General features: G+C 62.7%; 18 protein-coding genes. 12 read left to right on the top strand and 6 right to left on the bottom strand.

Going from position 1 to position 20,785, the window contains the following annotated elements; genetic code table 11:
* The 3 genes from G3480_RS07845 to G3480_RS07835 form a co-directional block, all read left to right on the top strand.
* Positions 1-323 (top strand): diguanylate cyclase (locus G3480_RS07845; RefSeq protein WP_164653321.1); only part of this gene is annotated, 323 nt, incomplete at its 5' end.
* A gap of 66 nt (positions 324-389) precedes the next feature.
* The gene (locus G3480_RS07840; protein WP_164653320.1) at positions 390-1,094 is read left to right on the top strand and encodes a type 2 periplasmic-binding domain-containing protein; all 705 of its coding nucleotides are present in this window, start codon (positions 390-392) and stop codon (positions 1,092-1,094) included.
* A 19-nt stretch (positions 1,095-1,113) separates the two neighbouring features.
* The gene (locus G3480_RS07835; RefSeq protein WP_164653319.1) at positions 1,114-2,796 is read left to right on the top strand and encodes a PP2C family protein-serine/threonine phosphatase; all 1,683 of its coding nucleotides are present in this window, start codon (positions 1,114-1,116) and stop codon (positions 2,794-2,796) included.
* A gap of 115 nt (positions 2,797-2,911) precedes the next feature.
* Here the strand turns inward: G3480_RS07835 and G3480_RS07830 are convergent, their stop codons facing one another.
* On the bottom strand, positions 2,912-3,394 hold the full coding sequence (locus tag G3480_RS07830) for a DUF2939 domain-containing protein (protein WP_164653318.1): 483 nt from the start codon (positions 3,392-3,394) through the stop codon (positions 2,912-2,914).
* A gap of 226 nt (positions 3,395-3,620) precedes the next feature.
* Between G3480_RS07830 and G3480_RS07825 the strand changes: the two genes are divergently transcribed.
* The 3 genes from G3480_RS07825 to G3480_RS07815 all read left to right on the top strand — a co-directional run bounded on the left by G3480_RS07825 (position 3,621) and on the right by G3480_RS07815 (position 8,608).
* Complete coding sequence (locus G3480_RS07825; RefSeq protein ID WP_164653317.1) at positions 3,621-4,865, top strand: multifunctional CCA addition/repair protein; 1,245 nt, start codon at positions 3,621-3,623, stop codon at positions 4,863-4,865.
* Positions 4,866-4,939: 74 nt separating this feature from the next.
* On the top strand, positions 4,940-7,192 hold the full coding sequence (gene parC / locus G3480_RS07820) for a DNA topoisomerase IV subunit A (RefSeq protein ID WP_164653316.1): 2,253 nt from the start codon (positions 4,940-4,942) through the stop codon (positions 7,190-7,192).
* A 321-nt stretch (positions 7,193-7,513) separates the two neighbouring features.
* Positions 7,514-8,608, top strand: a complete 1,095-nt coding sequence (locus G3480_RS07815; RefSeq protein ID WP_164653330.1) for an HD domain-containing phosphohydrolase — start codon at positions 7,514-7,516, stop codon at positions 8,606-8,608.
* A 72-nt stretch (positions 8,609-8,680) separates the two neighbouring features.
* Here G3480_RS07815 and G3480_RS07810 read toward each other — a convergent pair whose 3' ends face one another.
* The 3 genes from G3480_RS07810 to G3480_RS07800 all read right to left on the bottom strand — a co-directional run bounded on the left by G3480_RS07810 (position 8,681) and on the right by G3480_RS07800 (position 11,653).
* The gene (locus G3480_RS07810; RefSeq protein ID WP_164653315.1) at positions 8,681-9,112 is read right to left on the bottom strand and encodes a DNA polymerase III subunit chi; all 432 of its coding nucleotides are present in this window, start codon (positions 9,110-9,112) and stop codon (positions 8,681-8,683) included.
* 73 nt (positions 9,113-9,185) lie between these two features.
* On the bottom strand, positions 9,186-9,704 hold the full coding sequence (fabA, locus tag G3480_RS07805; RefSeq protein WP_164653314.1) for a 3-hydroxyacyl-[acyl-carrier-protein] dehydratase FabA: 519 nt from the start codon (positions 9,702-9,704) through the stop codon (positions 9,186-9,188).
* Between the two features lie 230 nt (positions 9,705-9,934).
* Positions 9,935-11,653 carry a proline--tRNA ligase gene (locus G3480_RS07800; RefSeq protein ID WP_164653313.1) on the bottom strand — a complete coding sequence of 573 codons (1,719 nt, stop codon included), beginning with the start codon at positions 11,651-11,653 and terminating at the stop codon, positions 9,935-9,937.
* A 302-nt stretch (positions 11,654-11,955) separates the two neighbouring features.
* On the opposite strand from G3480_RS07800, the gene G3480_RS07795 reads away from it, so the two are divergent.
* The 4 genes from G3480_RS07795 (at position 11,956) to ilvC (ending at position 16,810) form a co-directional block, all read left to right on the top strand.
* Positions 11,956-13,014 (top strand): PilZ domain-containing protein, encoded by a 1,059-nt coding sequence (locus tag G3480_RS07795; RefSeq protein WP_240905661.1) that lies wholly within the window; start codon positions 11,956-11,958, stop codon positions 13,012-13,014.
* Positions 13,015-13,379: 365 nt separating this feature from the next.
* On the top strand, positions 13,380-15,152 hold the full coding sequence (locus G3480_RS07790) for an acetolactate synthase 3 large subunit (protein ID WP_338114092.1): 1,773 nt from the start codon (positions 13,380-13,382) through the stop codon (positions 15,150-15,152).
* Between the two features lie 41 nt (positions 15,153-15,193).
* Positions 15,194-15,685, top strand: coding sequence for an acetolactate synthase small subunit (gene ilvN / locus G3480_RS07785; protein ID WP_164653311.1), 492 nt, complete (start codon positions 15,194-15,196; stop codon positions 15,683-15,685).
* A 108-nt stretch (positions 15,686-15,793) separates the two neighbouring features.
* On the top strand, positions 15,794-16,810 hold the full coding sequence (ilvC, locus tag G3480_RS07780) for a ketol-acid reductoisomerase (protein ID WP_338114093.1): 1,017 nt from the start codon (positions 15,794-15,796) through the stop codon (positions 16,808-16,810).
* 165 nt (positions 16,811-16,975) lie between these two features.
* Here the strand turns inward: ilvC and folE are convergent, their stop codons facing one another.
* Positions 16,976-17,614: a GTP cyclohydrolase I FolE gene (gene folE / locus G3480_RS07775; RefSeq protein ID WP_164653309.1), complete on the bottom strand. Its 639-nt coding sequence runs from the start codon at positions 17,612-17,614 to the stop codon at positions 16,976-16,978.
* 487 nt (positions 17,615-18,101) lie between these two features.
* Between folE and G3480_RS07770 the strand changes: the two genes are divergently transcribed.
* Both G3480_RS07770 and G3480_RS07765 read left to right on the top strand, forming a co-directional pair.
* Entirely contained in the window at positions 18,102-19,250 is a 1,149-nt protein-coding gene (locus G3480_RS07770; RefSeq protein WP_206171563.1) for an extracellular catalytic domain type 1 short-chain-length polyhydroxyalkanoate depolymerase, read from the top strand.
* A 73-nt stretch (positions 19,251-19,323) separates the two neighbouring features.
* Positions 19,324-19,863: a cytochrome b gene (locus G3480_RS07765; RefSeq protein ID WP_164653308.1), complete on the top strand. Its 540-nt coding sequence runs from the start codon at positions 19,324-19,326 to the stop codon at positions 19,861-19,863.
* Between the two features lie 461 nt (positions 19,864-20,324).
* On the opposite strand, the gene G3480_RS07760 is transcribed toward G3480_RS07765, so the two are convergent.
* Positions 20,325-20,723, bottom strand: coding sequence for a L,D-transpeptidase family protein (locus G3480_RS07760; protein WP_338114091.1), 399 nt, complete (start codon positions 20,721-20,723; stop codon positions 20,325-20,327).
* Positions 20,724-20,785: the final 62 nt, after the last annotated feature.

Here is a 20,785-nt window from a genome sequence, read left to right as displayed (position 1 = left end):
TCGGCTTTCTGCTGCGCTCGAGTCTGCGCAAGGGTGATATCGCCGGCCGTTTTGGCGGAGAGGAATTCCTGGCCATTCTTCCGGAGGCGGATCTCGCCACGGCGCAGGCCGCAGCAGAGCGTCTCTGTGCCCGTGTTCGCGCCAATGAGACGCTTTGGAGCAGCCAAACGCTGTCGGTGACCGTCAGCGTGGGCGTCGTGGTCCTCGAGGGCGAGGAGACCCTCGAGAAGGCCATCAGCCGTGCCGATCACGCACTCTACGCCGCGAAGGATGCGGGGCGTGATCGGGTGATGGTCGCACGGACAACCCCGGCCCCTGAGTAGCGTGGCGTGAAGGCCAGGCGCCTGTCCCTCTTGCTGGCTGGCCTGGGCCTCCTGTGGACGGGGTCGATGAGCGGGGCCTTCGCCGCCCGATATCTTGTTGGCGTCGAGAATATCGACTACCGACCCTACCAGGCCGGTCACACCGGTACCTTCGAGGGATTCGGTCGCGAGCTTCTCGACGCTTTTGCCGTGGCGGCGGACATCGAGTTCGATTACCTGCCACTCCCACCGTCCAGGCTGCTGCCGAGTCTTCTCCAAGACCGCATCGACTTCAAATATCCTGACGATTCAGACTGGAGCCTGGCGCAGCGTGAGGGCTATGAGATCCACTATAGCCGGCCAATCCTCGGTTATGTCGATGGTACCTTGGTGACACCCCAGCGTCTGGGGCTCCCCGCCAGCGAGATCCGCACCCTTGGCACCCTGATCGGGTTTACGCCCATCGCCTGGCGATCGAGGCTGAGTCAGGGGCAGGTCTCGCTCAAGGAGAATGCCGACTTCACCGCCCTGTTTCAGCAGGTGCTGAATCACCGCCTCGATGCCGCCTATGCGAATGTCGCCGTCGCGCGCGACCAATCGATGCGATCTTTCGGCCGTCCGGACGTGCTGCGATTCGATCCGTCCCTGCCGTTTGCCCGCGGTGATTATCGACTCTCGACACGGCGTCATCCAGCGCTGATCGAGCGCTTCGATGCCTGGATCCAGCTCGAGTCCGAGGCCGTCGCCGCGCTCGCCGAGCGCGCCGGATTGGGCGATGCCTTACCGGACTAGCTCGGAGAATCGCCCCCTGATGCCCGCCCCTGCAGGTCGGCGCCATGATGCCGTGCCTGCGCTGCGCGGTCTGACTCTGAAGCAGGCGGCCATCACCCTCTTCATCATGCTGACGCTCGGCCTCATCATCGGCGCCCTGGAGCTGGTGCTCGATTGGCGCAGGATGCGCGAGGACGTCAATCAGGGCATCGAGCGAACCCTGGCGTTGGTCGAGGGCTCCGCGTCCGAGGCGCTCTATCAGTTGCATCCTGACCTCGGGCGTCAGCTTGTGGACGGCCTCTTCGTCTTCGACAGGGTGCGGCGTGTCGAGCTGCGCGATGACTTCGGACAGGTGCTCGCCGAAGAGGAACGCGAGCGACCGACCTCCGGCGACATGCACGCCTGGCGCTGGCTGTTCGCCGACGTGACCCATTTCGAGCGACCCTTGCGATACGCCGTGCCAGGAGGCGCGCTCACGGAGGTCGGCGTGCTGACGCTGGACCTATCCCCGGACGTCTTGGCCCAGCGCTTCCTAAAGCAGGCCATGCGTGACGCGATGCTCGGCATCGCGCGGGCCCTCTTCATCTCCGGGTTGGTCGTGATCATCTTCTATTTCATGATCACCAGGCCCTTGTTGCGCCTGTCCGACGCGATCGCCGAGGTGGATCCAGCGCGCCCGGGCGGCTGGGCGCCGCCGCCTCTGCTTGGGCATTCACGCGACGAGCTTGGGCTGTTGCTCGGCAATCTGACGACCCTGCTGCAAGCCTCTCAAGATGGGCTCGACGCGCGTGATCGCGCCGAGCGTCAACTGACCGCACTCACCCAGGATCTCGACGCGCGCGTCCAGGCGCGGACCCGCGACCTCGAGCTGCAGAAGCTCGAGGTCGAGCGGGCGCTCGGGCAGCTCGATCGCGCCCACAGCCACTTGAGCGAGGCGAACGGTCGGCTGTTGGAGAGCCATCGCTATGCCCGTCGCATCCAGACCGCCATGCTGCCGCACCCGAATGCGCTGGACGACGCCGTGCCTGAGATCGAGATCCTCTGGGAGCCTTTGCATCTGGTGGGCGGGGATTGGTATTGGCTCGAGCGGCGGGGCGATGTGAATCTGATTCTGCTCGGAGATTGCACTGGGCATGGTGTTCCCGGCGCCTTCATTACCCTGGTGGTGGCCTCGGCGACGCAGCAGTTGCTGCGTCAACCCGCCGCTTGGGACGCGGCCGAGATCCTTGCCGCGCTGGACCGAGAAGTCCGGGGGCGTTTGCGCCAGGACCGTACTGGGAAAGCTGGTGCCGAGTCGGAGTCCGATGACGGTCTGGATGCGGCGGTCCTCATCTGGAACAGCCGTGATCAGCGCATGCAGTTCGCGAGCGTGGGGGGGATTCCACTGATCAAGATCGATGCGAATGGCGAGGTGACCACCATCCGGGGCTCGCGCGGGCATCTGGGCTATCAGAGCCTGCCGCCGCCGCGCCAGATCCTCAATCAGACCATTGGAGCCGAGGTTGGATCGACCTTCTATCTCATGACCGACGGGATCACGGATCAGATGGGCGGAGCGCCGCGGCGGCTGCTTGGGCGCCGCCGCGTCTTGGAGTGGCTCCAAGGCCGCGCCGAACTCAGTCTGAGCGATCAGCTGTGCGGTTTGCTTGGCATGCTGGAGCGTTATCGTGGTGATGAGCCGCGGCGCGACGATATGACTCTGGTGGCACTCAGGCCCTTCTGATCACTTGGCGGCTTGCTCACCAGACGGCCCCCTTGAGCATCGCGTGAGCAGTGGGAGATCGCAGCGCAGCGCTAAGATAAGGGTGTAAGCTGGAGGCTGATCGCGCTTTCTGGGATCAGGGGATGATGTCCGTGATCTTCCACTGACCATCGATCAGGGAGAGACGAACATGGGTGGCGCCTCGGCCGAGTTCACCGATACGGATCAAGAAGCGGTCGTAGGATTCGAAGAAGGCGAAGTCGATCCCGGCAAGCAGATAGGGCGGCGTCTGGCCCGTGGCCTGAGTCACCGCACTGCGCAGCGTGTCGCGCACCCATTCCATGGTGATGGCCTGCTCCAGGGCTGAGTCGCCGAGTCGCTCGAGGTTCTGGCGAATCCAGCTCACTACGCTGTCCGGATCGTCTGAGGGGAGGACGCCTTTGACGCCAGCCGAGACGCGTGTTTTATAGTTTGCGCGAATGGCGGGGAGATCCACCATTTCGGCCAGCTCGACCGTGCCTGGCGCGTTGATGGCGTCGTCCAAGCGATAGACGCTGTAATAGGGCCACAGACCATAGCCGATGAGTGCTAGGAGAAGGATGTATCCGATGTACCGCATCTTGAACGTCTCGAGGACATTGATGGAGAAGTGGGCGACTCGAGCCCATGTCGAGTCAGGTCAAGGGGGCTGTGCGAATTCTAACCCTATCGCCGTGGCGGATATAATCCCGCATTGGCAGGAATAGTCCACTGGTCCTTGGGATGCAGCGCGATTCTTTCACAAAGCCTTTAGGCACGCGGCTCCAGGCGCGTTGGCAGGCGTGCGCAGGGTGCGGGAGCTTGAGATGTCTGTGACGAAAGGGCTCGAGACCTATCTTGTGGGCGGCGCCGTCCGCGACCAGCTCCTGGGGCGGCGTGTTCGCGAACGTGACTATGTCGTCATCGGCGCGACGGCCGAAGCGATGTTGAGTCGCGGCTTTCTACAGGTCGGCAAGGACTTTCCCGTCTTCCTCCACCCGGAGACCAAGGACGAATACGCCTTGGCGCGGACCGAGCGCAAGACCGCACCTGGCTATCACGGGTTTCAGGTCCACGCCGAGCCCGATGTCACCCTGGAGCAGGATCTGCTGCGCCGAGATCTCACCATCAACGCGCTGGCGCTGGATACCGACGGCAGCGTCATCGATCCCTACGGCGGCCTTGCCGATCTCGAGGCGCGTGTCTTGCGCCATGTCTCGCCGGCCTTCGGTGAGGATCCGGTCCGCATCCTCAGGCTGGCGCGCTTCGCGGCGCGCTATGCGGATCTCGACTTTCGGGTCGCCGACGAGACGCTCGCGCTGATGCGCACCATGGTCGGCGCTGGCGAGGTCGATGCGCTGGTCGCGGAACGTGTGTGGCAGGAGATGTCCCGCGCGCTCATGGAGGATCGGCCGTCGCGCTTCTTCGAGGTGCTGCGCGAGTGCGGTGCCCTGGCGCGCCTACTGCCTGAGCTGGAGCGGCTCTGGGGCGTGCCTCAGCCGGAGCAGTGGCATCCGGAGATCGACACGGGTGTTCACGTGATGATGGTCGTCGACATGGCCGCGAGCCTCTCCGAGGATCTCGAGGTCCGCTTTGCGGCGCTCTGTCACGACCTGGGCAAGGGCACCACGCCAGCGGACATCCTGCCCCGACATCATGGTCACGAGGAGCGTGGTTTGGGGCTCGTCGAGGCTGTCTGCGAGCGCTTCAAGATTCCGAGCCGCTGCCGCGAGCTGGCGCGGATTACGGCCGGCAGCCACGGCTTGGTGCACAAGGTCGAGGAACTGCGCGCCGCGACCATCCTCGACTTGCTCGAGCGTACGGACGCTATCCGCCGGCCGACGCGCTTTGCGCAGATGCTCACCGCTTGCGAGGCCGACTATCGCGGCCGCAGCGGTTATGAGGGACGGCCTTATCCGCAGGCAGAGAGGCTGCAGCAGCTGCTGAGCGCCGTCGCGGCGTTGGATGTCGGTGCCATCGCGCGCGCGACCAGCGAGCGGCGCCTCATCCCGGAGCGCATTCGGGCCGCGCGCATCGCCGCCATCAAAGGTGCTCGTCGCGCGGCCGTCTGACGTCTTGCGTTTGTCCTCGCGATCACCTTGCCGCATTATGCGCGGCCTTCTCTTGACCAGATTGCGGTTTGTCGATGTCGGATACAGCTATCTATAACACCGAGGGGTTGGAGCGTCGGCCCCTCAAGGATTTCACCGAGAAGGCGTACCTGGACTACTCCATGTACGTCATCCTCGATCGGGCGTTGCCGCATATCGGCGACGGTCTCAAGCCCGTCCAGCGGCGCATCCTCTACGCCATGTCCGAGCTTGGTCTTTCCGCATCGGCCAAGTTCAAGAAGTCCGCGCGCACCGTGGGTGATGTGCTCGGTAAGTTCCATCCGCATGGCGACTCCGCCTGCTACGAGGCCATGGTCCTCATGGCCCAGGACTTCAGCTACCGCTATCCGCTCGTGGATGGTCAGGGAAACTGGGGCTCGCCGGACGATCCCAAGTCCTTCGCCGCCATGCGCTACACGGAGTCGCGGCTGACGCCCTATGCCGAGGTCCTGCTCGGTGAGGTTGGACAGGGCACCGTCGACTGGCAGCCCAACTTCGACGGCACGCTGAACGAGCCCCGCCTGCTGCCGGCGCGGCTGCCGAACCTGCTCTTGAATGGCGCCACCGGAATCGCGGTCGGCATGGCGACCGACATTCCGTCCCACAATCTGCGCGAGGTGGCGAAGGCCTGCATCCATCTGCTCGAGCATCCGGAGGCGAGCCTGTGCGACTTGATGCGCTTCATCCCGGGTCCGGATTTCCCGACGGCGGGCGAGATCGTCACGGCCGCGGATGAACTCGTGAAGATGTACCAGACCGGCAACGGGAGCGTGAAGCAGCGGGCCTGCTACGAGGTGGAGCGCGGCGACATCGTCATTACCGCCCTGCCGTATCAGGTCTCGGGCAGCCGGGTGCTGGAGCAGATCGCGGCGCAGTTCAATGCCAAGAAGCTGCCGATGATCGAGGACTTCAGGGACGAGTCCGATCACGAGTTCCCGACGCGCCTGGTGATCGTGCCGCGCTCCAATCGGGTCGACGTCGAGCGGCTGATGTCGCATCTCTTCGCGACCACGGACCTGGAGCGGAGCTATCGCGTCAACATGAACATGATCGGCCTGAACGGCCGTCCGCGTGTCATGGACTTGCGTGAGATGTTGGTCGAGTGGCTGATCTACCGGACCGAGACGGTGCGCCGCCGCCTCCAGCATCGCTTGGAGAAGGTGCTCGAGCGACTGCATCTCTTGGAAGGCCTGCTGATCGCCTTCCTCAACATCGACGAAGTGATCCGCATCATTCGCACCGAGGACGAGCCCAAGCCCGCGCTCATGGCTCGGTTCGGGCTCACGGATGCCCAAGCCGAGTATGTGCTCAACACGCGGCTGCGCCAGCTTGCGCGTTTGGAGGAGATGAGTATCCGTGGCGAGCAAGCGGAGCTGGCCGAGGAGCGCGATGCTTTGCAGCGGGTGCTGGGCGACGAGCAGGCCCTGAAGAGACTGATTCGCGATGAGATTGCCGCCGATGCCGACAAGTATGGTGATGCGCGCAGATCGCCCCTGGTGCTGCGGAGCGCGGCCGCCGCGATCGACGAGACGGAGCTGGCACCGAGCGAGCCGGTCACCGTTGTACTGTCGGATAAGGGCTGGGTCAGGGCCGCCAAGGGGCACGAGGTCGACCCGGCCGGTCTGAGCTACCGCTCGGGCGACACTTTCTTGAGCGCTGCGCGTCTGCGGAGCAATCAAACGGTCGTCTTCCTCGACTCCACGGGCCGCAGCTACGCGCTGCAAGCCCATACCTTGCCTTCGGCGCGTGGCCAGGGCGAGCCGCTGACGGGGCGTCTGGATCCGCCGTCGGGTGCCCGGTTCGTCACCGTGCTGGGTGATGCTCCTCAGGCGCGCTACCTGCTCGCCTCGGACGCCGGCTATGGCTTCGTCGCCAAGCTCGAGGACTTGATCGCCAAGCCCAAGGCGGGCAAGGCGGTGCTGACGCTGCCCGCGGGTGCCGGGGTCTTGCGGCCGCTCAGGGTTGGGGAGGTGACGGGTCTGCTGCTCGCGGCGGCGACCAGTGCCGGCCATCTCTTGTTGTTCCCGCTGTCGGAGCTGCCGGAGATGTCGCGTGGCAAGGGGAACAAGATCATCGGCATCCCCACGTCGAAGGTGCAGACCCGCGAGGAGATCATGATTGCGGTCGCGGTGCTTCCCGAGGGTGGGAGTTTGACGGTGCTCTCCGGCAAGCGCACCTTGACCCTCAAGCCAGCCGATCTCGATGTCTACAAGGGTGAGCGCGGGAGGCGCGGTCGCCTTCTGCCGCGTGGTTTCCAGCGCGTCGATGCCTTGAGTGCGGATCAATGATGCTGAGTGGAGCCGGCGGATTGCGGCCGCCGATCTGGCCCCGGTCGTCTGGCTTGGGGCCGATATTGCGACCTTGCGGCTGTGTCTGGGCTAAACTGATGGGGATTGCGAATTGTTGTCGACAAGTCGCTACACTGCGGTGGGTCCAGCCGCTGAAATAAGGGGAGCAGAGTGCCAGCCGACACAAAAGTCTTGGATACGCGGATACAAGAGGAATCGCGATCAGATGTGGGGCAAGCCCAGCGGCCTGCCTCGGCATCGGGTTCGGACGCGTCGCCCCTGTTTCCCGACGGCTCACTGGCAGCGGGCGAGTTCGGTGCGGTGCGCAAGACCTTTGCCACCATCCTCATCGTCGACGACTCACCGGAGAACCTTGCGGTCTTGAACGAGCTGCTGCATCCCGATTATCGGGTGCGGGCCGCGACCTCTGGCATCAAGGCACTGCGTGTGGTCAAGACGGCGCCTACGCCGGACCTTATCCTGCTTGATGTCATGATGCCCGAGATGGATGGCTACGAGGTCTTCGAGCGCTTGCGTGCGGACCCTGAGACCGCGGACATTCCAGTGATCTTCGTGACTGCCATGGACAGCACCGAAGCGGAGATTCACGGCCTGGACGTCGGCGTGGTCGACTATATCGCCAAGCCAATCGTGCCGCCGATCCTCAGGGCGCGGGTCAACACGCAGCTCGAACTCAAGCAAGCCAGAGACTGGCTCAAGCATCAGAACACCTATCTCGAGACCGAGCTGCAGCGTCGGCTGCACGAGAACCTCATCGTTCAGGACGTCAGCATTCACGCCTTGGCGCATCTCGCCGAGATTCGGGATCCAGAGACCGGCAACCATCTGCGCCGCACGCAAGGCTATGTGCGCGCACTCTCGGACCATCTGCAGAGTCATCCGCGGTTTGCTGATTTTCTGACCCCGCGCAACATCGATCTGCTCGCCAAATCTGCCCCGCTGCATGATATCGGCAAGGTTGGTATTCCAGACTACATCCTCCTCAAGCCAGGCAAGCTGACGCCGGAAGAGTGGGAGATCATGAAGACGCACGCCAAGCTCGGCAGCGATGCCATCGAGCTGGCCGAGCGCGACGTCGAGCGCCCCGTCGAGTTTCTTGTCCTCGCCAAGGACATCGCCCGTAATCACCATGAGCGCTGGGATGGTCGAGGCTATCCGGACGCTTTGGCTGGGGACCGCATCCCCATTGCTGCGCGCCTCATGGCGCTCGCGGATGTCTTCGATGCCCTGATCTCGGTGCGGGTCTACAAGCCTGCCATGAGCTATGAGGCCGCACGTGACATCATTCGCGACGGCCGCGGCAGTCACTTCGATCCGGATGTCGCCGATGCCTTCCTGGCGACCTTCGAACGCTTTTGCGAGGTTGCTGAACGCTTCAGTGAGAGCGAAGGCTGATCCGATCGGCTGTCATGGCCGCGCGAATGGCGCAGTACCTTCCTCTGTTCTGCGGACTGACGACTGACGGCGCTACAGTTTGAGCTTGTGGTGATTGGGCTCGAGGCCGGCGCCGCGATAGCCTCTGTAACGCACGCGGCCGGCAGCCAGGATTTCAGGATTCTGGTCAACGAGATCGCAGACGCGCTCGAAGCGATTTAGAAAGTCGGGCGGCTGGAGCGCGAGATTGATCAGGACTTGGTGCTCGGTTTCCGGGCGCCCATCCGTGCTGATGAGGATGGGCGTGAGGTCGGTATCGACCTTTCCGACCAGTCCGTGGGGGAGGAAGCTGTCGTCTCGATAGGTCCAGAGCAGCCGGTCGAGGTGGCGCGCCTGCTCGAGATCCGGGCAAAAGATCAAGGCGCGCAGCCCCTTAGCGCGGATGCGTTCGACGAGCTTGCACGCAAGCAAGAAGCGATCTCCGCGGCTTCCTGGTTCGAGGCTGTAGAAGTCGATCCTGCTCATCACCCGATCTCATCCCAAGTCGCAGCATGGTCGCTCGGGCCAAGTGCCCCGGCCCCCGTGGTGCCCTGCGAGGTCAGAAGCCGTCGGTCGAGGTAAAGAGCCCGACCCTCAGGTCCTTGGTCGTGTAGATGGTCCTGCCGTCGACTTGGACCACGCCATCGCCGATACCGAGCACGAGCTTGCGCGTGATGACGCGTTTCATGTCGATGTGGTAGGTCACCTTGGTTGCATTGGGCAGGACCTGCCCGGTGAACTTGACCTCGCCAACGCCAAGGGCGCGTCCGTGCCCGGGATTCCCGATCCAGGCGAGGTAGAAGCCAACCAGCTGCCAGAGGGCGTCCAGACCAAGGCAGCCAGGCATGACCGGGTCGCCGGGGAAGTGGCATTGGAAGAACCAGAGATCAGGATTGATGTCGAGTTCGGCGAGGATCTCGCCCTTACCATTAGCGCCGCCATGATTCGCGATGCGGATGACGCGGTCCATCATCAGCATGTTGGGTACGGGCAACTGGGCATTCCCAGGGCCGAACATCTCGCCGGCGCCGCAGGCCAAGAGTTCGTCGCGATTGAAAGAGGCTTCTTTATTTTCCACTGTTGATCCTGGATCTTCGCAAGGAAGTTGATGGAGCGCGGTCTTGCCGCGTGGCCTGAGCGGGGCCGCAGCGGTCATGACGGCCGATGGATGATCGGAAGGCGCGGCGTTTAGATCCTTTGGTTGCTCTGGGCGCTGCCTTGTGATCCTTTCGCTCGCTCAGCGCGATGCGCCGATGCTCAGGCGCGGTCTAATCCGATCTCTTCTGGAGATGCCTTTGCGGATCACGCTCAGGCCCGGAGTCGATCCCGAACGAAGGTCAGGATCTCCGAGATAGGGACGAGCTGCATCTCCGCGTCCTGACGGCCCTTGTACTCGACCTGCCCTTCGTCCAACCCTTTGTCGCCCACGACGATGCGGTGGGGGATGCCGATCAGTTCCATGTCCGCGAACATGAAGCCGGGGCGGGCGTCGCGGTCGTCGAGAAGGACTTCGACGCCAGCGGCTTGGAGGTCTGCATAGAGCTGCTCGGTGGCCTCGCGGACACGATAGGACTTGTTGAGCTTCATCGGCAGCAGGGCAACCTCGAAGGGCGCAATGGGTGCCGGCCAGCAGATGCCGCGATCGTCGTGGTGCTGCTCGATGGCGGCGGCGACCACGCGCGACACGCCGATGCCGTAGCAGCCCATGGTGAGCGTCGTGGCCTTGCCGTCCTCGCCCAGTACCGTCGTTTTCATCGCGGTGCTGTATTTGCGTCCGAGCTGGAAGATATGCCCCACCTCGATGCCGCGCGCAATGGTCAGGGTGCCCTTGCCGTCTGGGCTGGGATCACCCTCGACGACATTGCGCAGGTCGGCGACCTCGGGCAACGGGAGATCACGCCCCCAGTTGAGGCCGAACCAATGCTTGCCGTCCTGGTTAGCACCGGCGCTGAAGTCTGCGGCGACCGCCACTGTCCGATCCGCGATGCAGGGGATCGGGAGGTCCTTGGGGCCGAGCGAGCCAGGACCAGCGCCGACGGCAGCGCGAATCTCCTCTTCGGTTGCCATGCGCAGCGGCGCCGCAACTTGTGGGAGCTTCTCTGCTTTCACGGCATTCAGCTCATGATCGCCACGCACCAGCAGGGCAACCAGCGTCGCCTCCGCCTCGTCGGAAGCCGCAACGACCAGCGTCTTGATCGTGTGATCGATCGGCTGCTCGAACTGCGCGACGAGATCGGCGATGGTCTTGGCGTTTGGTGTGTCGACAAGGCGCGCGTCCTGCTGAGGCGCGGGTGGTGCATCGGCCAGGGCAAGGGCCTCGGCGAGTTCGACGTTCGCCGCGTAATCGCTGTCGGTCGAGAAGGCGATGGCGTCTTCACCGGAGGTCGCAAGCACATGGAACTCATGCGAGGCGTTGCCCCCGATGCTGCCGGTGTCGGCCTGCACCGGGCGGAAGTCGAGCCCGCAGCGCGTGAAGATGCGACAGTAGGTGTCGTGCATCTGTCGATAAGTGTCGGTCAGCGATGCCTCATCGAGATGAAAGGAATAGGCATCTTTCATCAAGAACTCGCGCGCGCGCATCACGCCGAAACGCGGTCGGATCTCGTCGCGGAACTTGGTTTGGATCTGGTAGAAGTTGATCGGCAGCTGTTTGTAGCTCTTCAGCTCGTTGCGCGCCAGGTCGGTGATGATCTCCTCATGCGTCGGGCCGAAGCAGAAGTCCCGCTGATGGCGGTCGCGCAGGCGCAGCAGTTCGGGGCCGTATTGGTCCCAGCGTCCGGACTCCTGCCACAGCTCCGCTGGCTGCACGGCCGGCATTGAGACCTCAAGCGCGCCGGCCCGATCCATCTCTTCGCGCACGATCCGCTCGACCTTCCGCAGCACCCTGAGCCCCAGCGGCAGCCAGGTGTAGAGCCCCGCCGCCAGCTTGCGGATCATGCCGGCACGCAGCATTAGCCGATGACTGACAATCTCTGCGTCGGCGGGCGTCTCTTTGACGGTCTGGAGGGGGAACTGGGAAGTGCGCATCAGATCGCCTTTGGCTGAATAAAGCGCGGAAGTCTATTGATCCTAGCGTGCAGAAACAACTTCTAAGTCTCAGAATTGGGCCTGCCGGTGGGGTAGACTTACCGACATCGTCTCGGGCTCAACGAGGTGAGCGAGCCAGATCGCCGCAAGCCCTCTGCCCTTCGTACCAAAGTTGGGATTCTTTTCATCGCCTAATGTTCGAAAATAAGGGGCTTTCCAGAGAGTTGCCGACCCTTGCTTCGCTGGGCTTGGCGCTGTCAGTCAGGGAAGTCTCGTCGCGTAGGCATTAGGGGAATTTCGTTATGAGCCACGTGCAGCAGCAGGTAGCAATGGAGTCCAGCGTCTCAGATCGCCGAACCCAGGTTCGCATTGGCATACAGATCCCGGTTCAGGTTAAGTTCCCTGGGTGCGACGAACCTGTTTCCGCGATCAGCCAAGATATCTCCTGGGGTGGGGCGCTGCTGCTGATCTCAGAGCCGCTTCCCAAGCAGGCGGGGCCCTTGAAAGTGATCTTCCCGTGGAAGCGTGACGAGCGCATCACGGCCCATGCCCAGCTCCTTAGGGCTCGCCCTTTGCAGGGCGGCGACTACCTCATTGCCGTGCGCTTCATCAGCCTCTCGCCGCGCAGTCAGTCCAGGTTGGAGCGCTTGCTCAAGATGTTGAGCGCCAGCGACGAGACGATTGAACTCGACGGCAGCAGCGGTTTGGTGAGGGAGCTTGAGGTCACCGTGAGCGACGCCGACGAGCTTCGCCACATGCTGCGTCAGATCGCTAATGGGCGACATACCGTCACCGTCTTCGATGCCTATGAGCCCGGTCAGAGCATCAGCTTGTCCATCACAGGTACACGCGATCTGCCCGGTATTCGGTTGCGCGCTCGTGTCGTGGAGGTCAGGGAATCGCGTACGAGGGTCTTCGACTGGACCGACCTTTACACCCTAGTCCTCGAGTTCGAGCATCCGAGAAAGGCCATCAGGGCCTTCGTCAAGATGCTGATAGATCAACTCCCCGAGGCGAACTCGCACACTGAGGGTCAGGCCGAGCTGCCGGACTGGATTCGCTCGCTGCCCTTGGCCAAGCCGACCAAGGCCGACATGGCGCGCGGGGCGGGGAATGGGGGCGAGCCTTGCGCCCTCGAGCGTGATTTTCCCGATGCACTGACGCGCCTCATCGCTGGCTGGGGCGATCCCGAGGCATTCGAGATCATGTTCCGTGATTTGGTGCTTGGCGATCAGGGGCAGCCCGGCGGTTGGCCGACCGATGCCTGGGTTGAGCTGGAGTTGCTGCAGAATATCCACGACGATGCCTACGGCATGTCCGCGAATCGAAACATCATACTCAAGGGCGGTCGAACGATCTGACCTTGGCCGCTCGACCTTTGGCCATTGACTCCTGGACCGCGTGGCGGTGCGCGTTCGTTGCCCCTTGATCTCCCCCCGAATTGGCGGGTGCCGCTGTATCTCGAGGCATGCGGCTAGGAGACTCGGCTTCCGCCTAGGTCTCTGCGCCAACCGCCTCGCACAACGGCTTGACCGCTGTCAGAGATCGCTGTAACTTCAATCTCTTTTTCAACGCTTTAATCGGATCCGCTTGCTGGGCTGCAACGCATGGCGTGTTCAGGGTGTGCGCGGCGCACCTGTGAATCAGCGTCATGCGGGCCGACGTGCGAATGCATCTCGGCCGCTCTGCTTGGCTTCGCGGGTGGATCCATCGGAGGTCGCTTAAGGTGGCATTAACTGAAGCGCAGCCGGAAGACACGAATGTGGCGGCCAAAGAGTTGAGTGGGGCTGAGATCGTCATTGAGGCCCTGATCGACGAAGGGGTCGAATACGTCTTCGGGTACCCTGGCGGGGCGGTTCTGCACATCTATGACGCCCTCTTCAAGCGGGGCTCGCTGAAACATATCCTGGTTCGCCACGAGCAGGCCGCCGCGCACGCCGCGGACGGCTACGCGCGCGCCACGGGACACTGCGGCGTTTGCCTGGTCACCTCCGGTCCAGGGGCGACCAATGCGGTGACCGGCATCGCGACGGCCTACATGGACTCCATCCCAATGGTGATCCTGACCGGGCAAGTGCCGACTCCTGTGATCGGCAGCGACGCCTTTCAGGAGGTCGACACCGTCGGTATCACGCGGCCCTGCGTGAAGCACAATTTCTTGGTCAAGGATGTCAAGGATCTGGCGATCACCATCCGCAAGGCCTTCTATATCGCGACCACGGGTCGCCCCGGTCCGGTCGTCGTCGACATCCCCAAGGATGTGACCGACCCGGGCATCAAGATTCCCTACGTCTACCCGCGGGAGATCAAGATGCGCTCCTACAGCCCGGTGGAGAAGGGCCATCACGGGCAAATCAAGCGGGCCGTGGATCTGATGCTGCAAGCCAAGCGCCCGGTCTTCTACACCGGCGGCGGCGTTGTTCTCGGTGAAGGCTCGGCCCAGCTGACCGAGCTGGTGCGGACGACCGGCTTCCCGATCACGAGCACGCTCATGGGGCTGGGTGCCTACCCCATGACGGATCCGCAGTTCCTCGGCATGCTCGGGATGCATGGTACCTACGAGGCCAACATGGCCATGCATGAGACCGACGTCCTCATCGCCGTCGGTGCGCGCTTCGACGATCGTGTCACAGGGAAGATCGAGCACTTTTGCCCGCACGCGCAAATCGTCCACATCGACGTGGATCCATCCTCCATCGCCAAGAACGTCAAGGTCGACATTCCCATCGTTGGTCAGGTGGCGAGCGTATTGGCCGACATGCTGCGCCTCTATCAGGAGCGCAAGCCCAAATCGAGCGAGAGCCCAGTCGCAGACTGGTGGACGAAGATTGCTCAATGGCGCGGCGTGGAGTGTCTCAAGTACGACGGCTCAGGTCCCGCCATCAAGCCTCAATTCGCGGTCGAGACGCTCTACAAGGTCACCAAGGGTGAGCTGTATCTCGCGTCTGACGTTGGCCAGCACCAGATGTTTGCCGCTCAGTTCTATCCGTTCGACCAGCCGCGGCGCTGGATCAACTCGGGCGGACTTGGCACCATGGGCTACGGCCTTCCGGCCGCCATCGGCGCGCAGCTGGCGTATCCGGACGCACAGGTGGCCTGCATCACTGGCGATGCCAGCATCCTCATGTGTATCCAAGAGCTGGCCACCTGTCAGCAGTATCAGCTGCCGATCAAGGTTCTGCTGCTGAACAACGGCTACATGGGCATGGTGCGCCAGTGGCAGGAACTCTTCTACGAGAGCCGCTATTCGCACTCCTATGTGGACGCCCTGCCAGACTTCGTAAAGCTGTCCGAGAGCTTCGGCCATGTTGGCATGCGCATCGAGCGGCCAGAGGATCTCGAAGACGCCATGCGTGAAGCCTTCGCGATGAAAGATCGCTTTGTCTTCATGGATGTCATCGTGGATCCCACGGAGAACGTCTACCCCATGATCGCGGCGGGAAAAGGGCATCATGAGATGCATCTCTCGCCCAGCCTGTCCGATCGGGAACTGGCCTGATCCCGTCGCAGACTTGACCTGATTCGACACGAGATCCACCCATGAGACATATCATTGCCGTGCTGCTTGAGAATGAAGCCGGCGCCTTGTCGCGCGTTGCAGGCCTCTTCTCGGCCCGTGGCTACAATATCGAGTCGCTCACAGTCGCTCCGACCGACGACCCTACCTTGTCGCGCATGACCCTGGTTACCACCGGCAACGACGAGATCGTCGAGCAGATCAAGAAGCAGCTCAATAAGCTGATCGACACGGTGAAGCTACTCGATCTCTCCGAGGGGCCGCACATCGAGCGCGAGATGATGCTGGTCAAGGTGCGCGCCGAGCGCCAAGACCGCGAGGAACTCAAGCGGCTGACCGAGATTTTTCGCGCCAAGATCATCGACGTCACAGATACCAGCTATGTTGTCGAGCTGACGGGCGCCTCGAAGAAGCTCGATGCCTTCATCGACGCTGTGCCCGAAGGACTCATCATCGAAGTCGTGCGCTCCGGTCCGACCGGTATCGCGCGCGGCGAGAAGGGACTTTCACTCTAGCCCTGAATCAGTCGCTCGGGATGGTCATCGGGCAGGCCGCAGCCTTGGCGGTGGCCTCCGTGCCGTCCCGAGCCGATCGTTTAATCCAATAGGATCCACGCAATGACCATCAACGTTTATTACGACAAAGACGCCGACCTTTCCCTGATCCAAGGAAAGCAGGTTGCCATCATCGGCTATGGCTCTCAGGGGCATGCCCATGCCAACAACCTCAAGGAGTCGGGGGTCTCTGTCACCGTCGGTCTGCGCCCGGGCTCAGCCTCCGCGGTCAAGGCCTCCAACGCGGGTCTCGAAGTCAAGTCGATCGAAGACGCCGTTGCGGGTGCGGACGTGGTCATGATCCTGGCTCCCGACGAGCATCAGGCGGCGCTCTATCGTGAGCAAGTCGCGCCGAACATCAAGCAGGGTGCCGCCCTGGCGTTCGCGCACGGCTTCAATATTCACTTCGGTCAGATCGCGCCGCGCGAGGACCTCGACGTCATCATGATTGCGCCCAAGGGTCCGGGCCACTTGGTCCGCTCGACCTACACTCAGGGCGGCGGCGTTCCTAGCCTGATCGCTGTCTATCAGGATGCTACTGGCCAGGCGCGCGATATCGCCATGGCCTACGCCTCGGCCAACGGCGGCGGTCGTGCTGGCATCATCGAGACGAGCTTCCGTGAGGAGTGCGAAACCGACCTCTTCGGTGAGCAGGTCGTGCTCTGCGGCGGTCTGACTTCATTGATCCAGGCCGGCTTCGAGACGCTGGTCGAGGCGGGTTACGCGCCCGAGATGGCCTACTTCGAGTGTCTGCATGAGGTCAAGTTGATCGTCGACCTCATCTACGAGGGCGGCATCGCCAACATGCGCTACTCCATCTCCAACACCGCCGAGTACGGTGATCTGACGCGTGGTCCGCGCGTCATCACCGATCAGACCAAGGCCGAGATGAAGCGTATCCTGGGTGAGATCCAGAACGGTCAGTTCGCCAAGGAGTTCATCCTGGAGAACCAGGCTGGGGCCTCCTCCATGAAGGCGATGCGCCGTCTGGGTGCCGAGCATCAGATCGAAGAGGTTGGTGAGCGCCTGCGTGAGATGATGCCCTGGATCCGCGAGAAGAAGCTGGTCGACAAGAGCAAGAACTGATCGCGGAGCCAACCCAGCCGTCACCGGGCGGCGTGGTTTGCCAGTGATTTGAAGAGGAGCCGCGCCCAGCGGGCGCGGCTCCTTTCGCGTTGGTCTGCGCAGGCCGCAAAATCGACCGCCCAGATAGGCATCAGCCGGTTATCCTCCAACTGCCAACTGCCAAGGTCAGTTCTTGAGAAAGGCCATGAACTCGGAGCGCGTTCGCGGATCCTCGTGAAAGGCGCCGCGCATGGCGCTGGAGACCGTGGTGCTGTTCTGTTTCTGGACGCCGCGCATCATCATGCAGGTGTGACTTGCCTCCATGACGACGGCTACGCCGTGGGCATTGAGGTGATCCATGAGTGCGTCTGCGACTTGGGTGGTCAGGCGCTCTTGCACCTGCAGTCGCCGCGCGAAGACGTCGACGACACGTGCAATCTTGCTAAGACCGACGACCCGGCCATTTGGCAGATAGCCGACGTGCGCATGCCCGAAGAAGGGCAGCATGTGATGCTCGCACATGGAGTAGAACTCGATGTCGCGAACGATCACCATTTCCTTGACGTCTTCCTCGAAGACCGCGCCCTTAATGATGTCCTCGGCCGACAATGTGTAGCCGCTCGTAAGGAAGTCCATTGCCTTGGCGACACGTAAGGGCGTGCGTCTCAGCCCCTCACGATCCGGGTCCTCGCCAATCTCGCCGAGCATGCTCCGCACCAAGGCCTCCTTCTTCGCGTCGTAGACCTCTTCATCAGGCTCCGGCTCGAAGCTCGACGCATAGTGACCATGCGCGAGCAGCTGGAATAGCTTCGATTTCTCTGACATTGGGTTCGCCTCTTCCCTTGGATCCTTCGGGATCGATCTCGGATCCGTCGGTGCTCATAATTTGTTCTCGCTCGGGGAGCAGAGTGGGGCTGATCCGACGCAAAAGGAAGCGGCGCTGTGCGCGGGGCTCACCTTTGTCTGAGCTTGGGGCTGACGCGATCGGCTGGCGCGAATCGCACAAGCTAGGGGGGCGCATCGGTGCGCGTCTTCGCCAAGATCGCTGGGGCTGATCAGCCGCCCGTCAGATTCATGTGTCGCGCGACGATGGGCTGAGGACCAGGTGCGACATCCCGGTCGAAAGGGTCCAGGAGACTGGAGCGGGCCGTCTCGGCGCTTCTTAATGGGACATGGTGCGGACATCCTCAATGTTGGCGGAGAGGGCGTCCGGCCATTGTTGTTATGATCCGGCGCTTGGCGGTGCGACGGGCCGCTGGCGTCAACTCAGACAAGAGATCAGTTGAACCGCAAAGAGCGCGAGAGCTTCGTAATGATAGATGACAAGATCAAGGCAGCGATGGCCGAGGCCACGCGCTTGACCCAGGCTGGACGCTTTGCCGAGGCCACCGCGCTGATCCAAGGGGTGCTGGGTGCCGGGGCGGCTGAGCACTGGGGGGCGACGGCGTCTGCTAGTGCGCAGGACGCTATCGAAGGCGACTTCGAGCTGGTTGACGACTCCAGCGCCAGGGGTACGGACGGCGCAGTGCCACAGAGCTTCGACGCAATTCCATCTGAGCCCGGGGTGCGTCCAGGTGTTTCGCGGGGCACCTTCACGGATGCCCTGGGCAGACGGGACTATCGTCTCTACAGGCCGCGCCGCCTCGCTGAGCGGCCCGCGCTCTTGGTCATGCTGCATGGCTGCGGCCAGGATCCGGAGGCCTTCGCGCAATTAACGCGGATGGACGACCTTGCCGAAGACCTGGGTTTCGTCGTGCTTTACCCGGCCCAGTCCGCGGCTGCCAATGCCTCCGGCTGCTGGTCTTGGTACAGCGCGGAGAATCAAGATAGGGGGGCTGGTGAGCCGGGCATCTTGGCGGCTATGACGCGCCATCTTCGGGATGCCCATCGTTTGGATCCGCGTCACGTCTATGTTGCCGGCTTCTCGGCGGGGGCCGCCATGGCCGTGACCCTGGCGGTCACCTACCCGGACCTGTTCGCCGCTGTCTGTGCTCACTCTGGGCTTCCCTACGGCGTCGCGGGAGATCTGATCACGGCGCTTTCACTGATGGCTCAGGGGCCGACTGGCGGCGGCGTGGAACTGCCGGACCTGCGGCCGCCCCCGATCATCGTCTTTCACGGTGATGGGGATCCCACGGTGAGTCCAGCCAATGCGGAGGCCCTGATTCAGCAGTTTCTGCCGGGATTGGCTGCGAAGGAGGGTGTTGCCGTGGGGCGGCTCGATGCCGTGCGCCGCAAGGGTCAGACTGACAACGGACTCAACTACCTGCAGATCCAGTATAAGATCTCAGGCGGAGATCCCCTTGCCGAGCTGTGGCTGGCTCAGGGCGCTGGGCATGGCTGGCTTGGCGGCCGTGTATCCAGTCCCTTTGCCGAACCGCGCGGCCCGGACGCATCGCGAGAGATGCTGCGCTTCTTCTGGTCTGTGCCCTGCCTCGCTGGCGCTTCCGATGAGCGTTGAGCGGACTGGTTTCCTTGCACGATACCATGTAAAAATCCTGGTTTTCTGATTATCGACAATGAGGTCATCGTCAATGAGTCAATCTATCAAGGTCGAGCGGTACGGGCTCGTCGCGCAGGGTTTTCACTGGCTGGTCGCGCTGCTATTGCTCGGCCTCTTCCTGACCAACACCATTCGTGAAATGGTCCCGGAGGAATCTGAGCTTTATTGGCTGAGGCTCCATATGTCGCTGGGTATCCTCGTCTTCCTGCTGACCCTCGCACGCCTGGGCTGGCGCAAGCTGGTGCCGCCGCCAGCGCTGGTTGATGCGCCCAAGTGGAGCCAGCTCGCGGCGAATGGCGCTCACGTCGTTCTGAATCTCTCCACCCTGCTCGTACCGATCTTCGGTTATCTGCGGGTGGCGTCCAAGAACTACGCAGCTGACTTCTTCGGGATCCAGATTCCCTCCATCACCGGCGAGATGCAGAGTCTGCACGAGATCATGGAGGAGTTCTTCCACGGCGAACCGATGGAGATCTTCCTTTATGTGCTGATCGGTGTGCACGTTCTCGCTGCGCTCTGGCATCAATACGTGCTCAAGGACAATGGTTTGCGGCGGATGCTTCCCTGGTGATATGACGGCCAACCGGATGCGGTATCGCACCGCTGCTGCGCTCACTGAGCGCAGAGGTGATAGGCTTCCGGTCTCCAGCCACTGGGAGGACAGGGAAGGCCCCTTTGGCGCGCTTGGGCTCTCAGGCGATTTCCGGGAAGGGAAATACTCAGAGGGTCTCTAGCGAGGCTTTGCCTCAGACCGACGAGTCATGCCATCGGGATCGCTATCGTCGGTTCGATCTCGATCTCGATACCGATACCGATACCGATACCGATACCGGTACCGGCGGCTTTGGGTGGTCGGACGCTTCATCGAAATGTGACTCATCTGCGAGCATTTTGCGCCCTCAAGGATTCTAGGGGCGAATGAGTTCGCCCCTAGAGCAACAAGGATCCTCTGATGTACAGGGGTATGGGAATTTCCGGAAAGGGCTTCAGGTCTGTCTTATCCGCGAGTCCTTCCGGGATGCCATTCGCCTTTCAGGGCAAGATTTCGATCGGCACTCCTGTGCTCGTCAGGCTCCAAATCTCTTCGATCGCAGGATTCGAGACGGCGATGCAGCCGAGCGTCCAGTCGCCCTCAATCGGCTGGGCATCGCGGTGCCCGCTGGGCTGACCGTGGATCATGATCATTCCGCCTGGGGCTTGGTGCCGAAAGGCTGCCCGTCGCGCATCGGCTGGGTTGGGGTAAGACAGGTGCAAGGACTTACGGAAGCGGCTCGCCGAGTTCTTCCAATCAATGACATAGCGCCCCTCGGGGGTGCGTCCATCACCTTCGCGACGCTTGTGGCCTTTGGGGCTGAAGCCTAGGGCGATCGGGTATGAGCGAAGCCTCTGATCGCCTCGCATGAGGTAGAGTCTGCGCTCCGCCTTTTTCACCACAACTCTGTCGACGCGACCTGTCGCTTGGTCGCGCGAACTGACTTGATGCTCTGAAGTGG

Origin of the sequence: Thiorhodococcus mannitoliphagus (assembly GCF_010915725.1) — a bacterium.
GTDB lineage: Bacteria > Pseudomonadota > Gammaproteobacteria > Chromatiales > Chromatiaceae > Thiorhodococcus > Thiorhodococcus mannitoliphagus.
The sequence above is the reverse complement of the archived record's forward strand: the minus strand, read 5'-3'. Positions and strand labels throughout refer to the sequence as shown.